The organism is Spirosoma soli (genome assembly GCF_042684525.1).
Lineage (GTDB): Bacteria > Bacteroidota > Bacteroidia > Cytophagales > Spirosomataceae > Spirosoma > Spirosoma soli.
In genome coordinates this window covers 1-21278 of the sequence record NZ_JBHULN010000022.1, presented here as the reverse complement: position 1 = coordinate 21278, position 21278 = coordinate 1, and the positions used below count along the sequence as shown (strand labels likewise).

Annotated in this window: 13 protein-coding genes; 8 read left to right on the top strand and 5 right to left on the bottom strand. The window is 54.2% G+C overall.

The genetic code is table 11. From position 1 onward, the window contains the following. Nucleotides 1–47: 47 nt before the first annotated feature. Nucleotides 48–2063 carry a transglutaminase domain-containing protein gene (locus ACFSUS_RS24870; RefSeq protein WP_381526979.1) on the bottom strand — a complete coding sequence of 672 codons (2016 nt, stop codon included), beginning with the start codon at nucleotides 2061–2063 and terminating at the stop codon, nucleotides 48–50. A gap of 264 nt (nucleotides 2064–2327) precedes the next feature. Here ACFSUS_RS24870 and ACFSUS_RS24865 point away from each other — a divergent pair, with 264 nt between their 5' ends. The 8 genes from ACFSUS_RS24865 (at nucleotide 2328) to ACFSUS_RS24830 (ending at nucleotide 11209) form a co-directional block, all read left to right on the top strand. After that, nucleotides 2328–5405 (top strand): SusC/RagA family TonB-linked outer membrane protein, encoded by a 3078-nt coding sequence (locus ACFSUS_RS24865; RefSeq protein WP_381526977.1) that lies wholly within the window; start codon nucleotides 2328–2330, stop codon nucleotides 5403–5405. 90 nt (nucleotides 5406–5495) lie between these two features. Continuing rightward, nucleotides 5496–7145, top strand: a complete 1650-nt coding sequence (locus tag ACFSUS_RS24860) for a RagB/SusD family nutrient uptake outer membrane protein (protein ID WP_381526975.1) — start codon at nucleotides 5496–5498, stop codon at nucleotides 7143–7145. A 121-nt stretch (nucleotides 7146–7266) separates the two neighbouring features. Beyond that, nucleotides 7267–7896, top strand: coding sequence for a leucyl/phenylalanyl-tRNA--protein transferase (aat, locus tag ACFSUS_RS24855; RefSeq protein WP_381526973.1), 630 nt, complete (start codon nucleotides 7267–7269; stop codon nucleotides 7894–7896). Between the two features lie 57 nt (nucleotides 7897–7953). After that, entirely contained in the window at nucleotides 7954–8988 is a 1035-nt protein-coding gene (proB, locus tag ACFSUS_RS24850) for a glutamate 5-kinase (protein WP_381526970.1), read from the top strand. A gap of 41 nt (nucleotides 8989–9029) precedes the next feature. Then, nucleotides 9030–9299 carry a hypothetical protein gene (locus ACFSUS_RS24845; protein ID WP_381526968.1) on the top strand — a complete coding sequence of 90 codons (270 nt, stop codon included), beginning with the start codon at nucleotides 9030–9032 and terminating at the stop codon, nucleotides 9297–9299. Further along, entirely contained in the window at nucleotides 9296–9682 is a 387-nt protein-coding gene (locus ACFSUS_RS24840) for a toxin-antitoxin system TumE family protein (RefSeq protein WP_381526966.1), read from the top strand. Before ACFSUS_RS24845 ends, ACFSUS_RS24840 begins: the two co-directional genes overlap by 4 nt. After that, the gene (locus ACFSUS_RS24835; RefSeq protein ID WP_381526965.1) at nucleotides 9679–10929 is read left to right on the top strand and encodes a glutamate-5-semialdehyde dehydrogenase; all 1251 of its coding nucleotides are present in this window, start codon (nucleotides 9679–9681) and stop codon (nucleotides 10927–10929) included. The genes ACFSUS_RS24840 and ACFSUS_RS24835 overlap by 4 nt, the downstream gene beginning before the upstream one ends. Before the next feature lie 124 nt (nucleotides 10930–11053). Beyond that, entirely contained in the window at nucleotides 11054–11209 is a 156-nt protein-coding gene (locus ACFSUS_RS24830) for a hypothetical protein (RefSeq protein ID WP_381526963.1), read from the top strand. Between the two features lie 86 nt (nucleotides 11210–11295). Here the strand turns inward: ACFSUS_RS24830 and ACFSUS_RS24825 are convergent, their stop codons facing one another. From ACFSUS_RS24825 to ACFSUS_RS24810, 4 genes are all read right to left on the bottom strand, one after another. Beyond that, complete coding sequence (locus tag ACFSUS_RS24825) at nucleotides 11296–11562, bottom strand: hypothetical protein (protein ID WP_381526961.1); 267 nt, start codon at nucleotides 11560–11562, stop codon at nucleotides 11296–11298. 90 nt (nucleotides 11563–11652) lie between these two features. Further along, complete coding sequence (locus ACFSUS_RS24820) at nucleotides 11653–12669, bottom strand: ScyD/ScyE family protein (protein ID WP_381526959.1); 1017 nt, start codon at nucleotides 12667–12669, stop codon at nucleotides 11653–11655. A gap of 43 nt (nucleotides 12670–12712) precedes the next feature. Then, complete coding sequence (locus ACFSUS_RS24815) at nucleotides 12713–13384, bottom strand: hemerythrin domain-containing protein (protein ID WP_381526958.1); 672 nt, start codon at nucleotides 13382–13384, stop codon at nucleotides 12713–12715. Between the two features lie 50 nt (nucleotides 13385–13434). After that, on the bottom strand, nucleotides 13435–21264 hold the full coding sequence (locus tag ACFSUS_RS24810) for a putative Ig domain-containing protein (protein WP_381526957.1): 7830 nt from the start codon (nucleotides 21262–21264) through the stop codon (nucleotides 13435–13437). Nucleotides 21265–21278 lie beyond the last annotated feature (14 nt).

The following is a 21278-nucleotide window of genomic DNA, read 5'->3' as shown; positions in this document are numbered from 1 at the left end:
TTCCTACAAATGCTTTCTCTGTTTACTCTTTAGGCAAACAATTTCATTTATCTAGTAGCGGTTGTTCCTCGTTTCAACACGATAGGTTCGGTGTGCTTGGCAACGATTTGGGTGTACAACTCCCGTAAAGCACCGTACTCCGATGGCTCATACACCGCTTTTCGTAATATAACCCGGCTATCAACCCGTATCTGACCATCCTCAACCGATACTTTATAGATGAATCGGCCACCATTATGAGGCATACTCATGGCTATTGGTTTAGGAACCTGCTCCACCAAAAAACCACTAGGCAGTGTATAGGTTGCCGTGAATGTTTCGTCGATAGGAACGCCAAAATGTACTGGGTTCTGACGTTTAGGCTCTCGAAATGGGTTCTCTGTATAAGCCTCCGTAATCAGCGGACGTAGGTATACTCGTTCGCCGGCTTGTGTGCAGGCGTCCAGTACAGTCAGCGCATAATCGATGTTAAACGTACCCTCAGTTCCACTTATACCCGTAAAGCTCGCTTTTTCAATTTGCCAGTCTGGTTCATTTTCCCGTATTGTCTCCAGATATTTTGGCTCACCTACGATATTTAAGAGCCGGCGATTTAGCCAGGCTCCATAACCTCCGTATGATTGCGTGTGAGTACCTTTTAACTCGCCGGCTTCATTGAGTGTCAGGCGGCTGATGGTTGCTCCTATTAGCCGTTCCGTTGGGGGTAGTGGCACAAACCGACTGTGGGGTGGATCGATCAGTCGACCTATTCCGTTAAGGCAGTGAATGGGCAGCATACCGGGCGAGAGGTATGCATCGGTAGCATCCAGAAACAACGGCTTTCCATTCACGCTGACCATCGCCACTACGTAGTTGAATCGTCGCAGAAGGGCCAACTCTTCTCTGATACGACCGTGTGTACTTGTACTGAGAATGACTGGGTAGGTCCGAATACCCATTGCTCGCAATACGGCAATCAGTAAGATGTTTATGTCACCGGAGTCACCTTTTTTATCGGCTAGCACTTGCTTAAGATCACCCGCCCAAATCGACAATTTTCTGTCCCAGGTCATTGTTTTTGCCACAAAATCACAGGCCGCTTTGATGCGGCTAAGCGTATCCGATTCCGTCAAGATTCTTGATTCAACCAGTTTGCGTAGCCAATCTTTGGGCTCTAACTGGTATCCAAAGTTCTCGTTCCCTTTCAACCGTCTGTCAATGGCTTCCCAGGTGAAGTTTTCTTCCTGCTCTTTTCTGTAGTCTTTGTAGTTAGGTGGCTCGATATCCAACCTCGACAAATAATCTTCTTCGGTTGTGATATAGGCTTCTTTTCGGAAGGCTGGGACATGTTTTATGGCGTAAAAGCACAATTGAGCTTCGCTTTTACGCTCGCCTGCGACCAGACTAATTTTGATGGGTTTAACTTCATTTACATCTAAATCATGATATCCGTTTAAGATTATTTTATGAGGATATAGACTAGGAATGGTGATTTGGTACTGACTCCAGTCGACTGGAATATCCCGCTGAAAATACCAGGGCTCCGGAGTTCGATTGACGATGAAGGGCGTCTTAACGGTATACTTATAATCAATAACTGAGCCTTCACGTACATTCGGCATGGTAAACTTTTCAATCCAATAATCGTCAGCGGCCTTTTCCGTAAACCGAGCGTTTTTCAAGTCTAAAGGGTCAGTATATAGAACACCATTGACAAGATTGTACGTGTACCCCTCCAGATCGCTCATTTTCTCGTGTAAGGTGCCGTACCCGCGCCGGACGGTCAGTTGAACGGTGGCCCGGTGATACGCTGATTTTTTTCGGATAAGCGTTCGAACGTGATGCGTAAAGATTACCCAGCTTTGGTCAGTATTCACTTCAAACGACACCTCTCCCGACTCATACAACACCACGGCTTCGGCGGTTGAATCAGTAGACGAACTAGTAAAACCATCGGGCGTAATCAACCCTAGCGTTACGTTGGGCCGAATGTGGTTGTTCTGCGCAACTGTAGCTACGCTACTTAGCAAAAGCAGAACAAACAGAATAGAGGATTGCTGTTTCAGGCAAAGGATACGATTCATGAACAGGAAAATCATACGGGTGGGTCATGCACAGCAATATAGTTGTTGGTGACTATATCTTGGTTGGCACCAGCTACAGTTCACATTGTTTGTTCATGCTGTTTTCTTGTTTACATCAAATGGCGTGCCGAGTGTTACTGCGCCCAAATCAAGCCATTTTGTATAATACACAAACTCTCTAGAACCACTTACAAATATTTTTACAACAATACCTTCGACATTGGGTTAACGGGTTTGCTCAAATATCACCCCATATTATTCATAATGAAACACGTTGACCCAATCCTTCGTTTTCTGTTATTTTTCATTGGCCTCAGTCCCGGTCTCTTCGCCCAATCGCCAACTGATACCCGCATTACAGGTAAAGTTATTACTGCCACCGGCGAAGCGCTACCCGGTGTCACAATCGTTCAAAAGGGCTCACAGCGAGGCACAACAACCGATGCGGATGGTAATTTCACCTTCACCCTTGCGAACCCGAACACTACGTTAACCGTCAGTTTTGTTGGCTATGTTTCGCAGGATGTTGCCATTGGCTCACAAACAACGCTCACCATAACACTCAAAGAAGATGCTCAGGCGCTGAGCGAAGTGGTCGTGGTCGGTTACGGTACCCAGAAACGCTCGACCCTTACGGGCTCGGTAGCCGAAGTCTCCGGTCGCGATCTGGTGCAGAGTCCACAGCCCAATCTCTCCAATTCGCTGGTAGGGCGCACCCCCGGCCTGATCGCCCTGAATCGCTCTGGTGAACCGGGTCGCGACGGTTCTCAATTTTTCATTCGGGGCCGGAGTACGCTTGGCGATCCAAACCCGCTTATCGTTATCGACGGTGTGGCCAACCGGCTTGGTGGCCTCGACCGGCTTGATCCGAATGAGGTAGAAAGTGTTTCCATTTTGAAGGATGCCTCAGCCTCTATTTATGGCTCACAGGCGGCTAACGGCGTTATTTTAGTAACAACACGCCGGGGAAAGAAAGGTAAGCCGCAGATTTCGTACGATTTCAATCAAGGCTTTTCGGCCCCAACCCGCATTCCGAAAATGGCGGATGCCGCTACATATGCACAGATTCTGAACGAAATTCGGTATTATCAGGACCCAACACAGGGCTTAAACGCGGTTTATTCCAACGCTGAAATTCAAAAATTCCGCGATGGCTCCGATCCAATCAACTATCCAAACACCAACTGGCTTCAAACGATATTGAAGCCCAGCTCGCCCCAGCATCGGCATACGCTGGGCGTCAGCGGAGGAAGCGACGATGTCCGGTATCTGGTGTCGTTTGGAAATCTATTTCAGGACGGTTACTACCGTAATGGTACAGCCAAATACAACCAATACAGCCTGCGCGCTAACGTTGACGCCACTATCGGTAAGAACCTGATGGTTGGCGTCGACATGAACGGTCGGCAGGAAGACCGTGACTTTCCGCTCGATAGCGCAGCCCGAATTTTTCGGTACGCGCTTCGGGCCTACCCTACCCTCGTGGCAACATATCCAAACGGCTTACCCGGCTCGGGTACCGACCAGGGCCGTAACCCCGTGTTGCAAGTTACCGACGCCCTGGGTAACCAACGCGACCGCCGGACGTATCTCAACGCCACGGTTCGACTGCGTGAGAACCTACCGTTTCTGAATGGGTTCTTCGTGGACGGATTTGCAGCCCTCGACAAATCGTTTCAGTTTTTAAAGCAGTGGTCGCTCCCCTGGACGACGTACAATTACAACGACTCAACCAAAACGTATAACCCCCAACGTAATGGGCCCGCCACGGCTGAGCTGAACGAACTACAAGTCAACGTTACTCAAATCACGCTGAATGCCCGGCTGAATTACGACCGCGCTTTCGGCCCGCACCGCCTGGCAGGTTTCATTGCGTATGAACAAAGTACCTTACGAAGCGACAACCTCAACGGGTTCCGCAATGGGTTCGTCAGCAGTCAGATCGACCAGTTATTCGCCGGGAGTGAAGCCGGTGCGCGGGCCAACGGCTCAGCCTTCGAGTCGGCGCGGCAGAACTACTTTGGCCGTTTGCAGTACAACTACAATGATCGCTACCTGGCCGAGTTTCAGGCGCGCTACGATGGGTCGCAGAACTTCGCACGAGGCCGTCGATTTGGTTTTTTCCCGGCCTTTTTGGTTGGTTGGCGGATGTCGGAGGAGTCCTGGTTTAAGAATGCATCAGCGCTTAGCTTCATAAATAGTCTGAAGTTTCGGGCGTCGTATGGGCTGCTCGGCAACGACCGCATACCGCAGTATCAGTACCTGGCCGCTTATAATTTTGACCCAGGGTATATTCTGGGGCAAACTCCCGTTCGGCAGCCGGGCCTGAGTGCGTCGGGCGAGCCCAACCCCAATGTAACCTGGGAAGTAGCCCGCACGACGAACCTAGCGCTGGACGCTAATCTGTTTAGTGGTAAACTTAACATTACGTTCGATTATTTCTCTACCCTGCGGAGCGACATCCTGATTCGCCGGAATGTGTCGGTACCCGATTATACCGGTTTGGTACTACCGAATGAAAATATCGGTCGATTAACGAACCGGGGTTTCGATTTTCAGATTACGCACAACAATACATACGGCCCCATTAATCTTTCGGTCGGTACAAACTTCACTTTTGCCCGTAACCGCGTGCAATACCTCGACGAAGCCCCCGGCATTCCCGACTACCAGCGGCAAGAAGGTCGGGCCATTAGTGACCCACAGTATAGCGGATTGCTTTACCAGAGTTTGGGCGTTTTTCGCGATCAGGCACAGGTTGATGCGTATCCGCATGTGCTCGGAGCGGGACCAGGCGATCTGAAGCTTGAAGATGTGAATGGTGATGGGCAAATTACGGCTGATGACCGCATTCGTCCCAAGTTCAGCAACATTCCTGAAATTGTGTACGGCGTTCCGATCAACCTAGGCTGGAAAGGCATTGACTTAAACGTCCTGTTTCAGGGGCAGGCTCGGGTATCGCAGTATCTGTTGCTGGAATCAGGATCGACGGGTAATTTCTTCGCGCAGGACGCGGCCAATCGGTGGCGACCTGATAACCCCGATGGCACGTTTCCGCGTGTAGCCAGCGAAATGCTCAATAGCATTAACGGCACGTATCAGAACACCTATTGGCTGAAAGATGCCAGTTTCGTTCGGTTGAAGAATGTGCAGCTAGGCTACAACCTTCCCAAGGCACTGCTGGACAAGATTAAGATTCAATCATTACGCGTCTATGTCAGCGGTTTCAACTTAATCACGATTGATAAACTCAAAACAGTCGATCCCGAAGGCGGCTCGGCCCTTGGCTGGTTCTACCCGCAACAAAAATTGTACAATGTGGGCTTGAGCGCCCGGTTCTGATAAAGAGCGAATGAGTGAAACTGCGGAAAGGCCAAATCACTCATTCGCTCTCCTTCGGCGGTCCGATTTCGCCCTTTCATTCTTCAATCTATGAAACTCCTCATATACACAATTCTAACTATTGCCTTACTTGGCACAGCCAGTTGCAGTCACGACCTGCTGGACAAAACGCCTATTGACCGGCTCAGCGAGAACGCGGTCTGGACAGACGCTAATCTGGTAACATCTTACGTAACGTCGAAGTACCGTGACCTCGGCTTTGGCTTCAACTGGAACGGCGATGAACTGATGTGGGCGTCGGCGTCTGACGAATCCATATTTAGCCACGACTACGGCATGTGGAGCATCAACCGGGGAGAAATTACGCCGGCGAACCTTGCTATTTTGGGTAGCAGCCCCACGGAATCCAACGCCAACATGAACCCCTGGAGCAAAAACTACCGTTACATCAAAGACGCTAACATGTTTTTTGAGCGCATCGGCGAGGTGCCCATGGATTCGAGTCAGCGTCGGCGACTGACGGGTGAGATGAAGTTTTTACGGGCCTTTCGTTACTTCGATCTGGTGCGCAATTACGGTGGGGTGCCGCTTATTACGCAGTCATTTACCCTCGACCAAGACTTCACGCAGGTAACACGCGCATCACTCGCCGAAAGCATTGCTTTTATCGTCAAAGAAGCGGATGAGGCAGCAGCACTTCTTCCTTTATCCTACTCAGGAGCCGACGTTGGACGGGCCACAAAAGGAGCTGCCTTAGCCCTAAAAGCTCGTATGCTGCTGTATGCCGCTAGCCCATTGTATGCGGGAGCCAATGATGTTGCGCGCTGGCAGCAAGCCGCTACAGCCGCCAAAGCGGTTATTGACCTGGGACTGTACCAGCTTTACCCCGATTATCAGCAGTTGTTTCTGACGCCCCGCAACGCCGAAATCATTTTTGACCGGGCTCAGGCCCAAACAGGGGATGGTTTTTTGAATCTGGAGCGCTGGAACGGACCGAATGGTTACGGCGGCTGGGCGGGCAATATTCCTACGCAAGCCTTAGTGGACGCCTATGATATGGAGGGTGGTAAACCGATAACGGACCCCAGCTCGGGTTACGATGCGCAGAATCCTTACGTAAATCGCGATCCACGTTTTTACGCTACGGTACTATACAACGGAGCCCCTTACCGCGGACGTACCATTGAGGTATTCACGCCAAACGGGCAGGATGGCCCCGATGGCCCGGAGTCATTCAACACAACACTGACGGGTTATTATCTGCGTAAATTCATTAACGAAAGCCGTGATTTCAGCAGTGCTACGGGCAGCCAGGCGCCGTGGATTTACTTCCGTCTGGGCGAGATGTTACTGAACTATGCCGAAGCTCAAAACGAAGCCGTAGGTCCGGACGCCAATGTCTACGAAGCCATTAACCGCCTGCGCGCCCGCGCCCTAATGCCACCGATTCCAGCGGGTTTTACTCAGGCTCAAATGCGCGAACGCATCCAACGCGAGCGGCAGGTCGAACTTGCTTACGAAGAACACCGCTATTATGACGTCCGCCGTTGGAAAATTGCTCCCCAAACCGAAAATCAGCCGGTGCGGGGCGTTAAAGTTACTAAAGATGCGTCTGGCCGTGTCCGTTATGATTATGTTACCGTGCAGGAACGGCGGTTTGCTGACCGTAATTATTTCTTACCGATTCTGCTTAAAGAGACACAGGCGAATTCAAAGTTGCAGCAAAACCCAGGCTATTAATAAATCATTTTTGACCAGCAGTTTACAGGCACTATTACCAGTTGCTTGTAAACTGCTGCTGATTGTCTGCCAACTGTCAACTATTTTTCTATCTTTGTCGTAGGGCAAATCCTCTGTTTTCATGAACAAGCTGACCGCCGACGACCTGATATACGGGTACATCAACGGCATCTTTCCGATGGCCGATGCAGACGGTACGCTCTATTGGTACGCGCCAGACCCTCGTGCTATTATTCCGATTGATACGTATAAACCCTCAAAATCACTGCGCCCAACCCTGAACCGCAACGAGTTTGAGATTCGAGTTAACTGTGATTTTGAACAGGTCATGCGCTATTGCTCCATGCCCCGTTCGCAAGACGACAGCGTCTGGATTTCGGAAGAGATTATTCAAGCTTACACGGAGTTACACCGCCTGGGTCTGGCACATAGCGTCGAAACGTATATAGATGATCGTTTAGTGGGCGGCCTGTATGGCGTGGCACTCGGAGCTGCTTTTTTCGGCGAATCCATGTTTCACCATGTTAGTAATGCCTCAAAAGTTGCGTTTCATTACCTTATCCTGATTCTGCGCGAACAACAATTCGATTTACTGGATACGCAGTTCATCAATGACAACGTTCGCCGGTATGGTGCCATCGAGATTCCCAAAGCAGACTACCTCAAACAGCTCAAATCTGCTCTTCGCAGAAAAGCTCGTTTTACCGAGCAGGTTCTTGAACATCTCTTCAAGAATCACGCTGGCGACTAGTTAACGTTGACCACAACAGTCGGTGCTACGGTTTACGAGTTGCTGTATCTTTGCCGCATGAATAAGCCCGTTCTTGTTTTAAAATTCGGCACAGCCTCTATTACCAAGCCCAACGGCGAACCCAACGAGCCTGTCATGGTGGACATTGCCCGACAGGTAGCCGCTCTTCATCCCCACTACCGCATTGTCTTGGTATCGTCAGGAGCAGTGGGCGCGGGCAAAGCGTTAATCCAGGATTATCGGGGCGACATTACGCAACGTAAAGCCGCTGCAGCCGTCGGTAATCTGTTGCTGCTCAATCAATACTCAAGATTCTTCGCGATTTACGGAATATCAATTGCGCAAAGCCTGTGCGAACGGCATCATTTTGCTAACCGCGATCAGTTTCTGCAACTGAAGCAGACGTATGAAGAGCTTTGGCATAACAACATCATCCCGATTGCCAACGAAAATGATGTTGTCAGCAACCGCGAATTGAAGTTCTCGGATAACGACGAGTTAGCTACGCTGATCGCCGTAGGGTTTGGCGCTCAGGCCCTGATGCTATGCACATCAGTCGGAGGATTGCTTGACGCTAATGGGCAAATCATTCGGCAGGTGACCGATTTTGACGAAGGGGTATTTGGTGTAGTCCGCACCGATAAATCGTCGTTAGGCCTTGGCGGAATGGCCTCTAAATTAACTTTTGCCAAGTTAGCGACGCGCATGGGCATTCGGGTCGTTATTTTCGGACTGAATGAGGCTGATAACCTCGGCCGGGCACTACGGGGCGAAGCCGGAACGAATTTTACGCCATCCGAAACGTCTTTGTCGGCCCGGAACCGCTGGTTGGCGAGTGGTAGTCTGGTTGTTGGCCGAGTCCAGGTCGATTCGGGAGCGGTGCGCGCTTTGCAGCAACGGCGCAGTCTGCTGGCGGTGGGTATTCGCGCCATTCTGGGCGAGTTTGAAATAGGCGAGATGGTCGAGATCGTTGACGAAACCCAACAGGCCGTAGCGGTTGCGCGGTCCCGGATATCGTCACAAACTTTGTCTCAACAACTTAATCAGCAAAACGTTGAGGTTGCCAATGCCAACGATATTGTACTTTTGTAACCCGTCAATTTTCGCCAACTTTGTTTTTTAATGTATTCAGTATGATACAAGTAAGCAAGCAGTCGGTAAAACAGTGGATGATGTTTGAATATCTTGGAAAGAAGCATCGCTTCCAGGACACAATCAACATGTTTGAGCGCAAGTACGGTATGTCATACGCTGATTTTGAAAAGCGTATAGAAACGGCTGACAAAGAAGTTTATGAAGAATGGGACGATAGTATTGACTGGGGGGCTGCTGTTGACATGCTCGAAGATGTTTTGAAAACCATAGAGGAAATAAAACAGGGGGCCATCGAAATTGTAGAATGAGCAGCGGGTATTTTGATGTTAGCAAAGTGTTAGATCTATTAGCCAATGATCCGCTAGTCAGTCAATATGAAGTCTTACATTATGAACATACTCCTGCTAAGTTTCAGGTAAAACTCCGGGTTACGTTTACTGATCAATCTGTTTTATTTACCAATGATTATTTGAGCCCTGCAAAACGAAAATATGCTTTCCAATGGCAGCGCATAGACAGCACATGGCTCATACGCTGGGATAACGCACCACATTTCCCTAAACTTGCGTCATTTCCACATCATAAACATGACTACAGGAGTGGCTCAGAACTTGTTACAGCTAGCCACGATATAACGTTAGCGGAGGTTCTGAACTATATTCAGAACCAGCTAACCAACCCACAACCATGACACCCATTACTCCTCTACTCCAGGCAACTCAACAAGCGGCAACGGCTGTTCGGCGGCTTAGTCCTTCTGTTAAAACTGAATTGCTGAACCGGCTCGCCGATGTGCTGGCAGCTAACAGCGCTCAAATCCTGGTCGAGAATCAGAAAGATCTCGACCAAATGCCCGCCGAAGATCCTAAATATGATCGGTTAAAACTGACGGAAAGCCGGGTGGCCGATCTTGCTAAAAGTCTTCGTGAGGTGGCCGTTCTGCCCGACCCAGCCGGTGAAGTCATCATTAACAAGACAATTGAGCAAGGGCTTCAACTCAAAAAAATTGCAGTGCCTTTGGGTGTGGTTGGCGTAATCTACGAAGCCCGCCCGAACGTAACGGTAGACGTAGCGTCGCTTTGTTTGCGGTCGGGTAACGCCTGCGTGCTCAAAGGGGGTAAAGAAGCCGATTTCTCGAACCGTTATCTGGTAAGCCTCATTCAGGGGGTCTTGATTGAATTTGATGTCCCTAAAGCCGCCGTTACGCTATTACCGCCCGATCGGAGCGTAGTAAACGAATTACTGACGGCGACCCGTTACGTAGACATCATTATTCCACGCGGTTCAGAGTCGCTTATCCAGTTTGTTCGCAAGAACTCACTCGTGCCGACTATCGAAACGGGGGCGGGCGTCTGCCATACCTACGTCGAAACATCGGCTGATTTAGAGAAAGCTGCTGCTATTGTTGTGAATGCCAAAGTATCACGGCCATCCGTCTGCAATTCGCTGGATTGTGTGCTCGTTGATGAAACAATTGCGGCTCAGTTTCTGCCTATGCTAACGGCTGATTTTGCGAAATGGAACGTTGAGGTATTTGCCGACGAAACAGCGCATGGCATCTTTCAAAACGCGGAGTACACTAACCTTCAGCCTGCCCAGCCTGCCGACTTTGGCCGTGAGTTCGTTGATTATAAATGCGCCGTGAAAATCGTAAACGGTCTAGACGAAGCTTTGTCGCATATCCAAACGTATTCGTCCCGGCACTCCGAAGCCATTGTCTCACAAAATCAGTCGCTCATTGATCAATTCCTGCGCGAAGTCGATGCAGCTGCGGTGTACGCCAATGCTTCGACTCGTTTCACGGATGGCGGTGTGTTCGGGCTGGGTGCCGAGATTGGCATTTCAACGCAAAAGCTACACGCCCGTGGCCCCTTTGCCCTGGAGAAACTAGTGACGGAAAAATGGATCGTGGTTGGCGATGGCCAGGTACGTTGGTAAACAAGCCTTTACGATGTCGGTATTACGTCCCGCCTTTCTTGCATTGCTTTGGGGTCTTGGCTTAGTCGCTGCTCAATCTTATTTCATATCCCGACAAAACCCTTTTGTCGGATCTGTACTTAGCATGCTGCTTATTCTTCTGGTTGCCGTGCAGGTATTCATAATCCGGAATCGGGGGCTGACGTATGTATGCGTTTTTGCAGGCTGCCTCGTGCTGTTTTACGTATTATTCTGGTACGTTGATAATCGATTTGGCAACCAGATAACCGGGTACCAATAGCAGTAAGACTGTAGTCCTAAGTAGCTAGTCAATCTAACTCAGGAAAGCATACTGACATAACAGTTAACTTTCAGCCGATTACTATTTCATCTGGAGCCATGACAAACGCCGAGTAGTTGCTGATACTCTTGTGTCAGATTTAGCAGCTGACCAACTATTGGTGAACCGTCAAACGCTTCTATGGGCAAGTCGATGCGATTGCCCTCGTCATCCACTAAGTAAGCCGATACGAGTACGTTGCCCAGGGCCACAAAGCTGTTTAGTACGTCGAGTTGTATCTCAAGCTCCGCACAGCAAACACATGGGCTGGCTGGGGAGCCATCAGAAGCCCCCAGGGAAAAATAAAGGGTCATAGCCTTGAAGAAATTAAGGTAAAGGGTGAGTCCCGCATAAACCAGTTGGGATTAACTAGCTACCCTGGCTAATCCCAACTGGAGAAATCTCTAGAACGTAATTTTCGATACCGTTCCGTTGCCCATGCTGGTTAGGTAGGCGGTGTGAGCATCTACTATTTTCAGGTCCGTTGGCATGTTCAGCTTGTCGAGCAAGACGTCGCTGCCGGTCCCTTTGGCCCGTAGCAACCGCCCCGTATTAGGTGTCCAGCCCATGGGCCCAAACGCAGCAAACTCGAGAACCAGGTAGTTGCCATTCCCATCGTTCTCGATATCGACCAGGCTGTTGAAGGCCTGCTGAAATACCGTCAGCTTGCCCGACAGGTCCATCCGATAAATGAGGGCTTTACCCGCCGGGAACGGAAAACCCAGCAACGTACTGATAGCGAACTGCTTGCCATCGTAAGTAATGCCAGTGGGCACCGACTGAATAACGGGTGGTCCTGGAGGAGGACCGGCCGGATTGGGATTCGGTATGCCCGGCACGGCCGTGACCACATCAAACTGCCCGGGTTTAGACCGGCGAAGGATAGCATTGGCGGCTGCATCAGTGAAATAAAGCACACCATCAGGACCTAGGATCATGTTGTAGGGATGCGATTCGCCTGTGTCGTCGGTGAAATTATAGGCGATCACGGATGGCTGAATAGGTTCGGCCGTCAGACTCGAAGCAGGAATTGGCGCATTACCGGTTTTGTAGGTGGCCAGATTAAACGAGTAAAGTCCCTGGGGACTCAGAAAATACAGAATCCCGTTTACGATCAGCAGATGATCGGTCGCATCTAGTTCATTATCCGGACGAAGGAAGGAATACAAGCCTGTAATGACGGGATGCACCTTGCCATCCGGAGTGATTTCGGATAGGCGGCCATCGTTTTTGCCCGTGCCCTGTTCGGTGACGAAGACGCGTCCGCTGGCATCGGTCTCGACGCCAATGAGTCCTACTAAGCCGGTCGCTAACGTGGTCGTCGTGAGCTGAACCGGCGGGGCGGTAGCCCGGTGATCCTGGCATCCGGAGAGTAGGCTACCCATCAGTAATGAACTCAAAATAAGCCGTTTGTACTGCATAATATAAGTTAATAAGAAGAAAATGATAAACTGGTGATTTGTGTTAAGCAAGCGCCAGAGCGGCCTGCACGTTTGCTAATCGCTCGGCCGGCAGCTCCTCCTGAGCCATTTGCAAAAAGGTATCGTATACGAATGCCGGAGCTTCCTGTTTTACGCCCGACAGCCAGCCAATCACTTCCTTGTCATTGATGGAGCGCATCATCCATCGACTCTCGGCCATCAGCGTCTGGGGTGGAATTGACTGAAGAATCGCCTGTTGCATCTGCTGAATATCTGCGTCGGTATAATGCTGCCAAAGCAGATCGATCAGCACGGTCTCTTCCTTATTCATATGGTAGAGATTAAAGGCAATAAAATCGTTGAAGGCAAACAAGATCTGTTGGCCGATAGCTTCCCGCTGGCTGGCTGAGTTGGCTGTTTCCCACTCCTGAATGTGCCCAAAGAGGGTCTGGGTCAGGCGGTGATCGACCTCGTGGTCTTTTTCAAACTCATCAACGAGTTGCGCGCTGTGTTTATGAATATGAGGTAGAATACAGCGATCCTCATGTTCGGCGTGGTCATCGAAATACACGAGCACCTGATGTAATGGCTCAAGGGCCTGGCTGGCCTGTGGCTGAGAAAAATCGGTTTGTTGTAAGCGAAGCGCCGTATCATACAGCATGCCCCTCAGCCCTTTATGAATTTGGTTAAACACGTTATACCGTTGCTGTTGCATGTTTTTTTATGATGTTTAGAAAGTATAGGCTTGGTTGATATTCTGACCGGCTAGTGCGCTTTGATGACTTTCACCGTTTGCCGTTGGGTGGCCGTACTGACCTGCACCAGGAACACCGCTGGTAGGGCATCCGCCCCCAGCCGCACTGGCTCGACAATCGCAGCCTGCTCGATCTGGCGACTATGCAACGGGTATCCTTTCATATCCACCAACTCAACCCTTACCCGCTGACCGGCTACCCCTCTGATTTCCACGTCCAGCATTTGCCCTTCGATCGGGTTACCCAGCACCCGTACCTGCAAGCCCGACCCATAGTCAGCCCCCGTTCCCAGCCGCCCACCCGGCTGCGCAGGACAAGCCGTCAACCAGCTGTAGACATACGTAGTGGTGGTACTGCCTTGCTGGGCTGAGAGGGTGATGAGGGGATTGTCGGTGTACAGGTTCAAGGTGTAAGGTCCCGGTGCGGTGGTGGGCAGTTGCTCATTAACCACCGAGAAGCTCACCGGCTCGCCACTGAGGCCCGTATACTGGGGCGTGAAGGTCACTCTCCGAAGATCGGCCCGCACCACCTCGCAACTTACCGTCTGCGCGCCCGTCAGAGCAAACGACTCCCCGCCAGGCTGGGTCTGCGAACTGGGGGCCACCACCGTCACACTCACCGGCACGCTTAGCTGCTGAGCACTGGGCCCACTCGCGTCACCGACTACTACCGTAAAGGTCTGTTCACCCAGGGGTAAGTTCGAAAACACCGCTACGTTGCCCGCTACGCGTACTGCGCCCGGCCCCGTAAAACTAAAGCTGTAGGGAACCGTGCCTCCACTGGCCTGCGCCGTTAAGGTCGTGCTGCCCCCCACCGTCACCTGCGTCGGCGTGGCCTGCACCACCAGCGCCAGAGCGCTCACCTCAGCCGGTTCCACACTCAAGAAGAAGCTCACACTCGTGCTCAGCCCGCCTAGATCAGTCGCCGTCAGGGTGATACTCGATACCCCCATACTTTGGGGTACACCCAGGATACTGGTGTTCTCCAGCCGCAAGCCGCTCGGCAAGCCACTCACCGCGTAGGTTAGCCCTCCCGGCGTCTCCTGGTCGATAAAGGTGTTGATGAAGTTCAGCTCGAAGGGCTGACCCACCGTGGCCGTCTGATTGGCGATCGCACGGTTGACCACCGGTGGGGTGTTGTCCTGGCCCAGACTGGCACAGGCCGCCAGCCAGTTGTAGCTAAAGCTAGCCGGACTGGCAGTACCGCTCTGAGTCGCCCGCAGTTGCAGCACCGGATTATCCCGATACAAGCTCAACGAGTAAGGCGCGGGACTGCTCGTTGGCAGCTGCTCATTGATCACCTCGAAGGCAATCGCCTGCCCGTTGAGTCCCGCGTACTGGGGGGCAAAGCTGAGGTTGATGCGGTCACCCACCGGGGTACAGCTGAGCGTCGTCACGCCCGTGATCGAAAAAGGACTACCTGGCTCCACCGGGCTCGAGCCGGGCAGCACCACCAGAGCTAAGAGGGTGGTGACCGAGAGCCCACCCGGATCAGTGGCCGTCAGGCTGATTGAGTAGGGCGAGCCGACGGTCGTCGAGGGGGTACCTGTGAGGGTAGTGCCCGTAAAGCGAAGTCCAGCGGGGACACCCTGCGCTGAAAGCACTACGTTCAAAGGCGTCTCGCTGTCGGTGAAGGTGTTAGCCGGCACCACATAGGCAAAGCCCTGGCCCAGGGTCGCCGTCTGCGGACTCGGGAGTGTGACCACCCGAGGGGGCGTGTTGGTGGCTTGGGAGGTCTGACAGGCCGCCAGCCAGTTGTAAACGTAGCTGGTGGTCACGCCGGCCTGCTGAGCACTCAGGGTGAGGGTGGGATTGTCGGTGTACAGACTCAGCGTGTAAGGCCCCGGTTCGGGGGTGGGCAGCAGCTCATTGACCACCGAGAAGCTGATGGGCTGGCCGGTGGTACCGGTGTACTGGGGGGCAAAGCTGACATTGATGCGGTCGCCCACCGGGGTACAGCTGATGGTGCTCACGCTGGTGATGGCGAAGGGCGCGGTGGTGGTCCCGGACGAGGCCGGACTCACCGTGAGCACGAAGCTGGTACTGGCCGAGAGGCTGCCCGGATCAGTGGCCGTCAGCGTCAATGTGCTCACTCCGCTGACAGACGGGGTGCCCGAAAGGGTTGTGCCCACTAAGCTTAGGCCCGCTGGTAAACCACTGGCCGACAGACTCAGGCTGTTAGGCGTCTCTTGATCAGTGAAGGTGTTTGCCAGGTTCAGACTGTAGACCACACCCACCGTGGCCGTCTGGCTGCTGATGGCATTGACCAGGGTGGGGGCCGTGTTGACCAGCGGAGCCGGACTCACAGTGAGCACAAAGCTCGTGCTCACCGAGAGGCTGCCTGGGTCAGTGGCCGTCAGCACCACCGTGCTTATCCCGCTGACAGACGGGGTGCCCGAAAGGGTTGTACCGACTAGCGTTAGTCCCGTAGGTAGACCACTCGCTAAGAGCGTCAGGCTGTTGGGCGTCTCCTGGTCGGTGAAGCTACCGGCCAGGCTGATACTATAGCTCTGGCCTACCGTCGCCGTTTGACTGCTGATGGCATTGACTACCGTAGGGGCGGTGTTGACCACCGAGGCTGGGCTCACCGTGAGCACAAAGCTGGTGCTCACCGAGAGGCTACCTGGGTCAGTAGCTGTTAGCATCACTGTGCTTATCCCACTGACAGAGGGCGTGCCGCTGAGGGTTGTGCCCACTAAGCTTAGTCCCGCGGGCAGACCACTCACTGACAGGCTCAGGCTGTTGGGCGTCTCCTGATCGGCAAAGGTGCTCGCCAGGTTCAGCACGAAGGGTTGTCCCACCGTCGCGGTCTGACTGCTGATTGCATTGACTACCGTAGGGGCGGTGTTAACCACCGAGGCCGGACTCACCGTCAGTACAAAGCTAGTGCTAGCTGTCAGGCTACCCGGATCGGTGGCCGTCAGCATCACTGTGTTTACTCCGCTGACGGACGGGGTGCCCGAAAGGGTTGTACCGACTAGCGTTAGTCCTGTGGGTAGACCACTCACTGACAGGCTCAGGCTGTTAGGCGTTTCTTGATCGGTAAAGGTGTTGGCTAAGCTGATACTGTAGCTCTGACCCACCGTAGCCGTTTGACTGCTGATGGCATTGGCCAGGGTGGGCGCCGTGTTAGGCGCGGTTACCGACAGGGCGAAGGCCGTCGAGGTCAGACTGGTCGGCGTTCCGATATTGCAGGACCCCGTCACTACCACCGAGTAGCTGCCCACATCGGTCAGCTGCACGTTGGTCAAGGATAGGGTGGCCGTAGTCTGTCCGTTCACCGGCGTGGCGAGGTTGTCTTTATACCACTGGTAGGTCAGTGGACCGCTACTACTCACTGAGACGGTGGTAGTGACGGTGGTGCCTGGGGCCACGCTCGACGCCGAGGCTGGCTGCTGGCTAAAGCTGAGGGATTCGCTGGGTTGGCTATCAATGGTGACGCTGGCGGTGGCCGTACAGCTACCCCCACTAGTTAGGGTTACTGAGTAGGCGCCAGCCGCACTGACCGAGATGCTGGGGCTGGTCTCGCCTGTGCTCCAGCGCACCGAGCCGGTACCCAGGGCCGTCAGGCTGACAGTTGGACTGGCGCAGCTCAGGGCGGTGGCACTGGCGCTAATGCTGACCGCAGGGGCATCGGTGGTACTAGTGACGGTGGTGGTCGTGGTACTAGAACAGCCCGTTTCGGTGCTGGTCACCGTAACCGAATACGTGCCGGATGCGTTAACGATGGCGGTGTTACCCGTCTGATTGACCACACCTGGTCCCCCGAACGTATATGTGGCGCCACCGCCCGCCGTTAGGGTCAGACTCGTCTGTGTACAGGTGAGTAGGCCGCCGTTACTGGCCGAGAGCGTGGGGCTGGGGGGCGCATTGACGGTGAGCGTCGTGGTTGCCGTGGCCGACTGACCCGCACTGCTCACCGTCAGGGTGAAGCTTTGCACCCCCGATCCACTGGCCACCAGCGTCTGACTAAACGCAGGATTGCTGCTAGTGCCTGTACTGGTCGAAGTACCATTGGTCAGGGTATAGCCATAGCTGCCCGTTACATTGGCGACCGTGGCCGTAAAGGTTACCCAAGTACCCACGCAGACCGACGCCGGGCTGACCGAGACGTTAGCCAGCGACAGGGTAGGCGACGTATCACTCACCAGCAGGATGTAGGTGGAAACGCCCACGCAGCCCCCGGAATCCTGCGCCTGAACCACGACCGTAAAGCTACCCGCCTGGGTCGCGCTGCCCGATAAAACACCAGCCGCAGATAAACTTAGCCCCGGAGGCAAACTGCCACTGGCCAGACTGAAACTGTAAGGCCCACCCGTGCCACCCGTAGCGGTGAAGGGCTGACTGAAGGGGGCACCCAGGGTGGCCGTGGTCTGGCCCGGATTAGTCACCGTGATCAGGGCGGTGCTGCTGGTGATGGTGGTAGTAGCCGTGGCCGAGCAGCCGGGGCTGGTCGTAGCAGTCACCGAATAGGTACCCGCTACACTCACGCTGCGAACGGCCGACGTGGAGTTGTCCTCCCAGCGGTAGGTATCGCCACCAATGGCCGTCAGGCTCAGAACCGGCTGGGCGCAGCTCAGGGCGCCCCCGCTGGGCACCAGAATCGTCGCTGCCGGAGCCGCACTCACCGTCAGGCTGAAGGCCGTCGAGGTCAGGCTAGTGGGCGCTGCGGGGTTGCAGCCGTCGGTCACCACCAGCGCGTAAGCACCCGCATCAGTGGTTTGGAGACCCGTTAAACTCAACGTAGCGCCGGTCTGGGTAGCCAGGGGAGCGCCGTCTTTGTACCACTGATAAGTGGTAGGCGTACCACTGAGGGTACCTGTTACCTGCACGCTACCGCCCACGCAGACGGCCGAGCCTGACGCCAGGGGGGCGGTGAAGGCTAGAGGTGGGCAAGGGGTCTGGTCCCCCGTCTCGTAGGCGCCCATATCGATGGTCGTCTGCTGAATCCGGACGCCCCCCCCTAGATCGGTAGGTGGCCCCCCGGCAGTCTGGTAGACCCCATTATCGCCCATGTTGATGGCCGGCGAGCCCGATCCTAGAAGCAGGCTAGTAGGACTGGCAAAGGGCGAGGTAGCCGTGGCTCGGTTACCTTCTCCGCTGGTGTAGCCTGTCACGGCGCTATCAAAGAGATTGTAACGGGTGGCCAGGGTCACCTCACCCGTGTTAGAAAGGGTGCTGGCTCCGCCATTGTCAAACAGCACGCTGTTGGCCAGCGTGAGCCCGATGCTCCCCCCGGCCGGACTCCCCGGGAACGAGGTCGAATTGTAGAGGGCGCCACCTTCTCCTGCCCGGTTGCCCCCAAACGAGCAGTTGGTGATGAGGGCATTGAGGACACCGGCTTGTATCGTGGCCTGCCAAAGGGCGCCACCCTGGGTCGCGCTATTGCTCTGAAAGGCGCAGTTGGTGATGGCTGGGCTGAGGGTGCCTCCAAACGAGACGTTAGCGATGGCTCCACCCCATTGGGTTGCGCTATTGCCCCCAAAGAAACAGTTGGTGATCACTGGAACGCTGTTGCCACTAGTCGTATAGTTGGCGATGGCTCCCCCAACACCCGCCGTGTTCTGCTCGAAGCGACAGTTACTGATGGTCGGACTGGCCGCACTGCCAGCCCCATAATTTAGGATGGCTCCGCCTATGTTAGCCCCATAGTTGTTGATAAAAAACAGGTTGGTCAGCGTAGGGCTACTGCTGCCCGTATTGGTCACGTTCGTCAGCCCTCCCCCGATAGGCACATTAGGAGCCTCGGCCCGGCCACCAGTGATGACAAAGCCATCCAGCACGGTGGTGGGAACCAGATCGGCCCCAGCGACGACCACCAGGCTGTTGTCCAGGTCGTTACCCGGCTGGCCAATATCCCCACTCAGGGTGCTACTGCTGGGCTTCGATGCACCGCCGAGGTTGGGGTTGACCGAAGGGCGCTGCGAGAGAGCCGTTTCGTTGCCCACAAACCCCCCGTAGAGGGCCACCCCGGAGAGCAGTGGAAAGAAAACATTGCGATTGCCCGTGGGGGTGGGTTTGTAAACGCCCCCGGCCACCCAAATTTCCTTGAGATTATTCGAGCAGGCGTTGCCCACACTCAGGGCTGATTGCAGATCGGTAAAGGCATTGGCCCAGTCCAGACCCGTATTGGCCCCCGTGGCGCTGGCGTTGACGTAAAGACGAGCGGGTACACTGGGCCCAACCGTCAGATTAACGGCGGTACTGGTCAGACTCTGTCCTTCTCCCGTGATTACCACCACGTAGCTACCTGCATCGGCAGTGCTCACCGACGCCAGCGAGAGGGTAGCCGAGGTCTGGCCCGACACCAGGGTATTGTCCTTGTACCACTGGTAGGCGGTGGGTGTGCCCGAAACGCCCACGCTCACACTGACGGGATTGTCGGCACAAACTAACAGGCTAGCTGGGGGCTGGCTGGAGAGGCTAAATGAAGTCACATTGATTACATAGGAAGTCCCAAAGCCTGTGCAACTATTGGCATCGGTGGCCTGAATGACGACCGGAAAACTACCGGTCTGGGTGGGGCTTCCCGACAACTGGCCATCAGCCGACAGACTCAGGCCCGGCGGCAGACTCCCGCTGGCCACGCTAAAGCTGTAGGGACGGTCCGGCGATCCGGAAACGCCCCCCGAGGCCGTGAAGGCTTGACTCACCGCCTGACCCACCACAAAAAGCGCCGTGGCCGGATTAACAACGACGATCCCGAGACTGGTCACTGTCGTGGTGGCCGAGTTCGTGCAACCGTTCAGGGAGCCCACTACCAAATAGGTGCCCGGACTGGTCACGACCCGAGTGTTGCTGGCCGGATCACCAGCCAGAGGTAGGCTCCCAATCGTAAAGGTGTAGGAGGTCGCTCCCGATGCCGTGAGGGTGACACTGGACTGGGCGCAGGTAATAGGGCCATTGTTGGTTAAACTTGGCCTGGGGCCCTTATTGACTGTAATACTAGCCTGACCAATCAGATTACTGACCGGGGCAAAGCCCTGGTCATCAAGCAGCGATTCAATGGTCAAGTAAGGGTAACTGGAGACAATTTCTATCGAGCTGACAGGGATCGAGAAGGTTGACCCGCTGCCTGTGCCCACTATACCGTTGCTGAGCACGATCGTCCAGTTGCCTTTGGCGTTAACGGTGCCCTCTATGTTCACGAACGAGCCGTCGCAGACAACCAGGTTGGTAGTTGTGATGGCTGCGGTAGCTGTGTTTTGGCTAAAGTCAATGGTGGCTATACCATCCCGGTTCCGACTGATTCCGCTGATACCCGGCGTTACGCTGGTGTTACTGCCAGCGGGACTCACATACGAATAGCCGCCCGTGGCTCCTGTATAAATCAGAGCATTACCACTTCCGCCATCACCACCACCGTAACCTCCGCCCCCACCACCGACTGGTTCCCCCGGGAATTTGTCACGTCCGCCTAGGGCCCCACCACCCCCAAAACCACTACCGCCAGCCCCATCAAAAATACCGTCTCTATATGTCCCGCCGACACTTAGGGCCGTTAAGCTGGCGGCTCCACCGCCCGTGCCTCCCGGAAAGTAGCCGCTGATCCCATTGCCCCCTGGCCCATCCAGGCCGCCACCGCCACCGCCACCACTGAAATTACCGTCAGCGTTAATATAATTTTGGGCCCCCACTCCACCGGTACTGGGACCAAGGCCCTGGCCACCACCACCCGGCCTATAGTATCTTTGCCCGCCACCGCCACCACCGCCAGCAGCCACCAGCAGCGTTTGGACACCGCTATGGGTCAACACGATCGCTGAACCGCCACCGCCACCGCCACCGCCACCGTTACCATCGCCCCCGAGGCCCAACTTACCACTCTGGCCAACAATCACCGTTAAGAGATCAC

What these genes read in the sequence shown, in the direction of transcription:
- ACFSUS_RS24830 (WP_381526963.1), top strand. Translation starts at nt 11,054, where the DNA reads ATGCTGCTTATTCTTCTGGTTGCCGTGCAGGTATTCATAATCCGGAAT.
- proB (WP_381526970.1), top strand. Translation starts at nt 7,954, where the DNA reads ATGAATAAGCCCGTTCTTGTTTTAAAATTCGGCACAGCCTCTATTACC.
- ACFSUS_RS24870 (WP_381526979.1), bottom strand. Translation starts at nt 2,063, where the DNA reads ATGAATCGTATCCTTTGCCTGAAACAGCAATCCTCTATTCTGTTTGTT.
- ACFSUS_RS24835 (WP_381526965.1), top strand. Translation starts at nt 9,679, where the DNA reads ATGACACCCATTACTCCTCTACTCCAGGCAACTCAACAAGCGGCAACG.
- ACFSUS_RS24840 (WP_381526966.1), top strand. Translation starts at nt 9,296, where the DNA reads ATGAGCAGCGGGTATTTTGATGTTAGCAAAGTGTTAGATCTATTAGCC.
- ACFSUS_RS24825 (WP_381526961.1), bottom strand. Translation starts at nt 11,562, where the DNA reads ATGACCCTTTATTTTTCCCTGGGGGCTTCTGATGGCTCCCCAGCCAGC.
- ACFSUS_RS24865 (WP_381526977.1), top strand. Translation starts at nt 2,328, where the DNA reads ATGAAACACGTTGACCCAATCCTTCGTTTTCTGTTATTTTTCATTGGC.
- ACFSUS_RS24820 (WP_381526959.1), bottom strand. Translation starts at nt 12,669, where the DNA reads ATGCAGTACAAACGGCTTATTTTGAGTTCATTACTGATGGGTAGCCTA.
- ACFSUS_RS24860 (WP_381526975.1), top strand. Translation starts at nt 5,496, where the DNA reads ATGAAACTCCTCATATACACAATTCTAACTATTGCCTTACTTGGCACA.
- ACFSUS_RS24845 (WP_381526968.1), top strand. Translation starts at nt 9,030, where the DNA reads ATGATACAAGTAAGCAAGCAGTCGGTAAAACAGTGGATGATGTTTGAA.
- aat (WP_381526973.1), top strand. Translation starts at nt 7,267, where the DNA reads ATGAACAAGCTGACCGCCGACGACCTGATATACGGGTACATCAACGGC.
- ACFSUS_RS24815 (WP_381526958.1), bottom strand. Translation starts at nt 13,384, where the DNA reads ATGCAACAGCAACGGTATAACGTGTTTAACCAAATTCATAAAGGGCTG.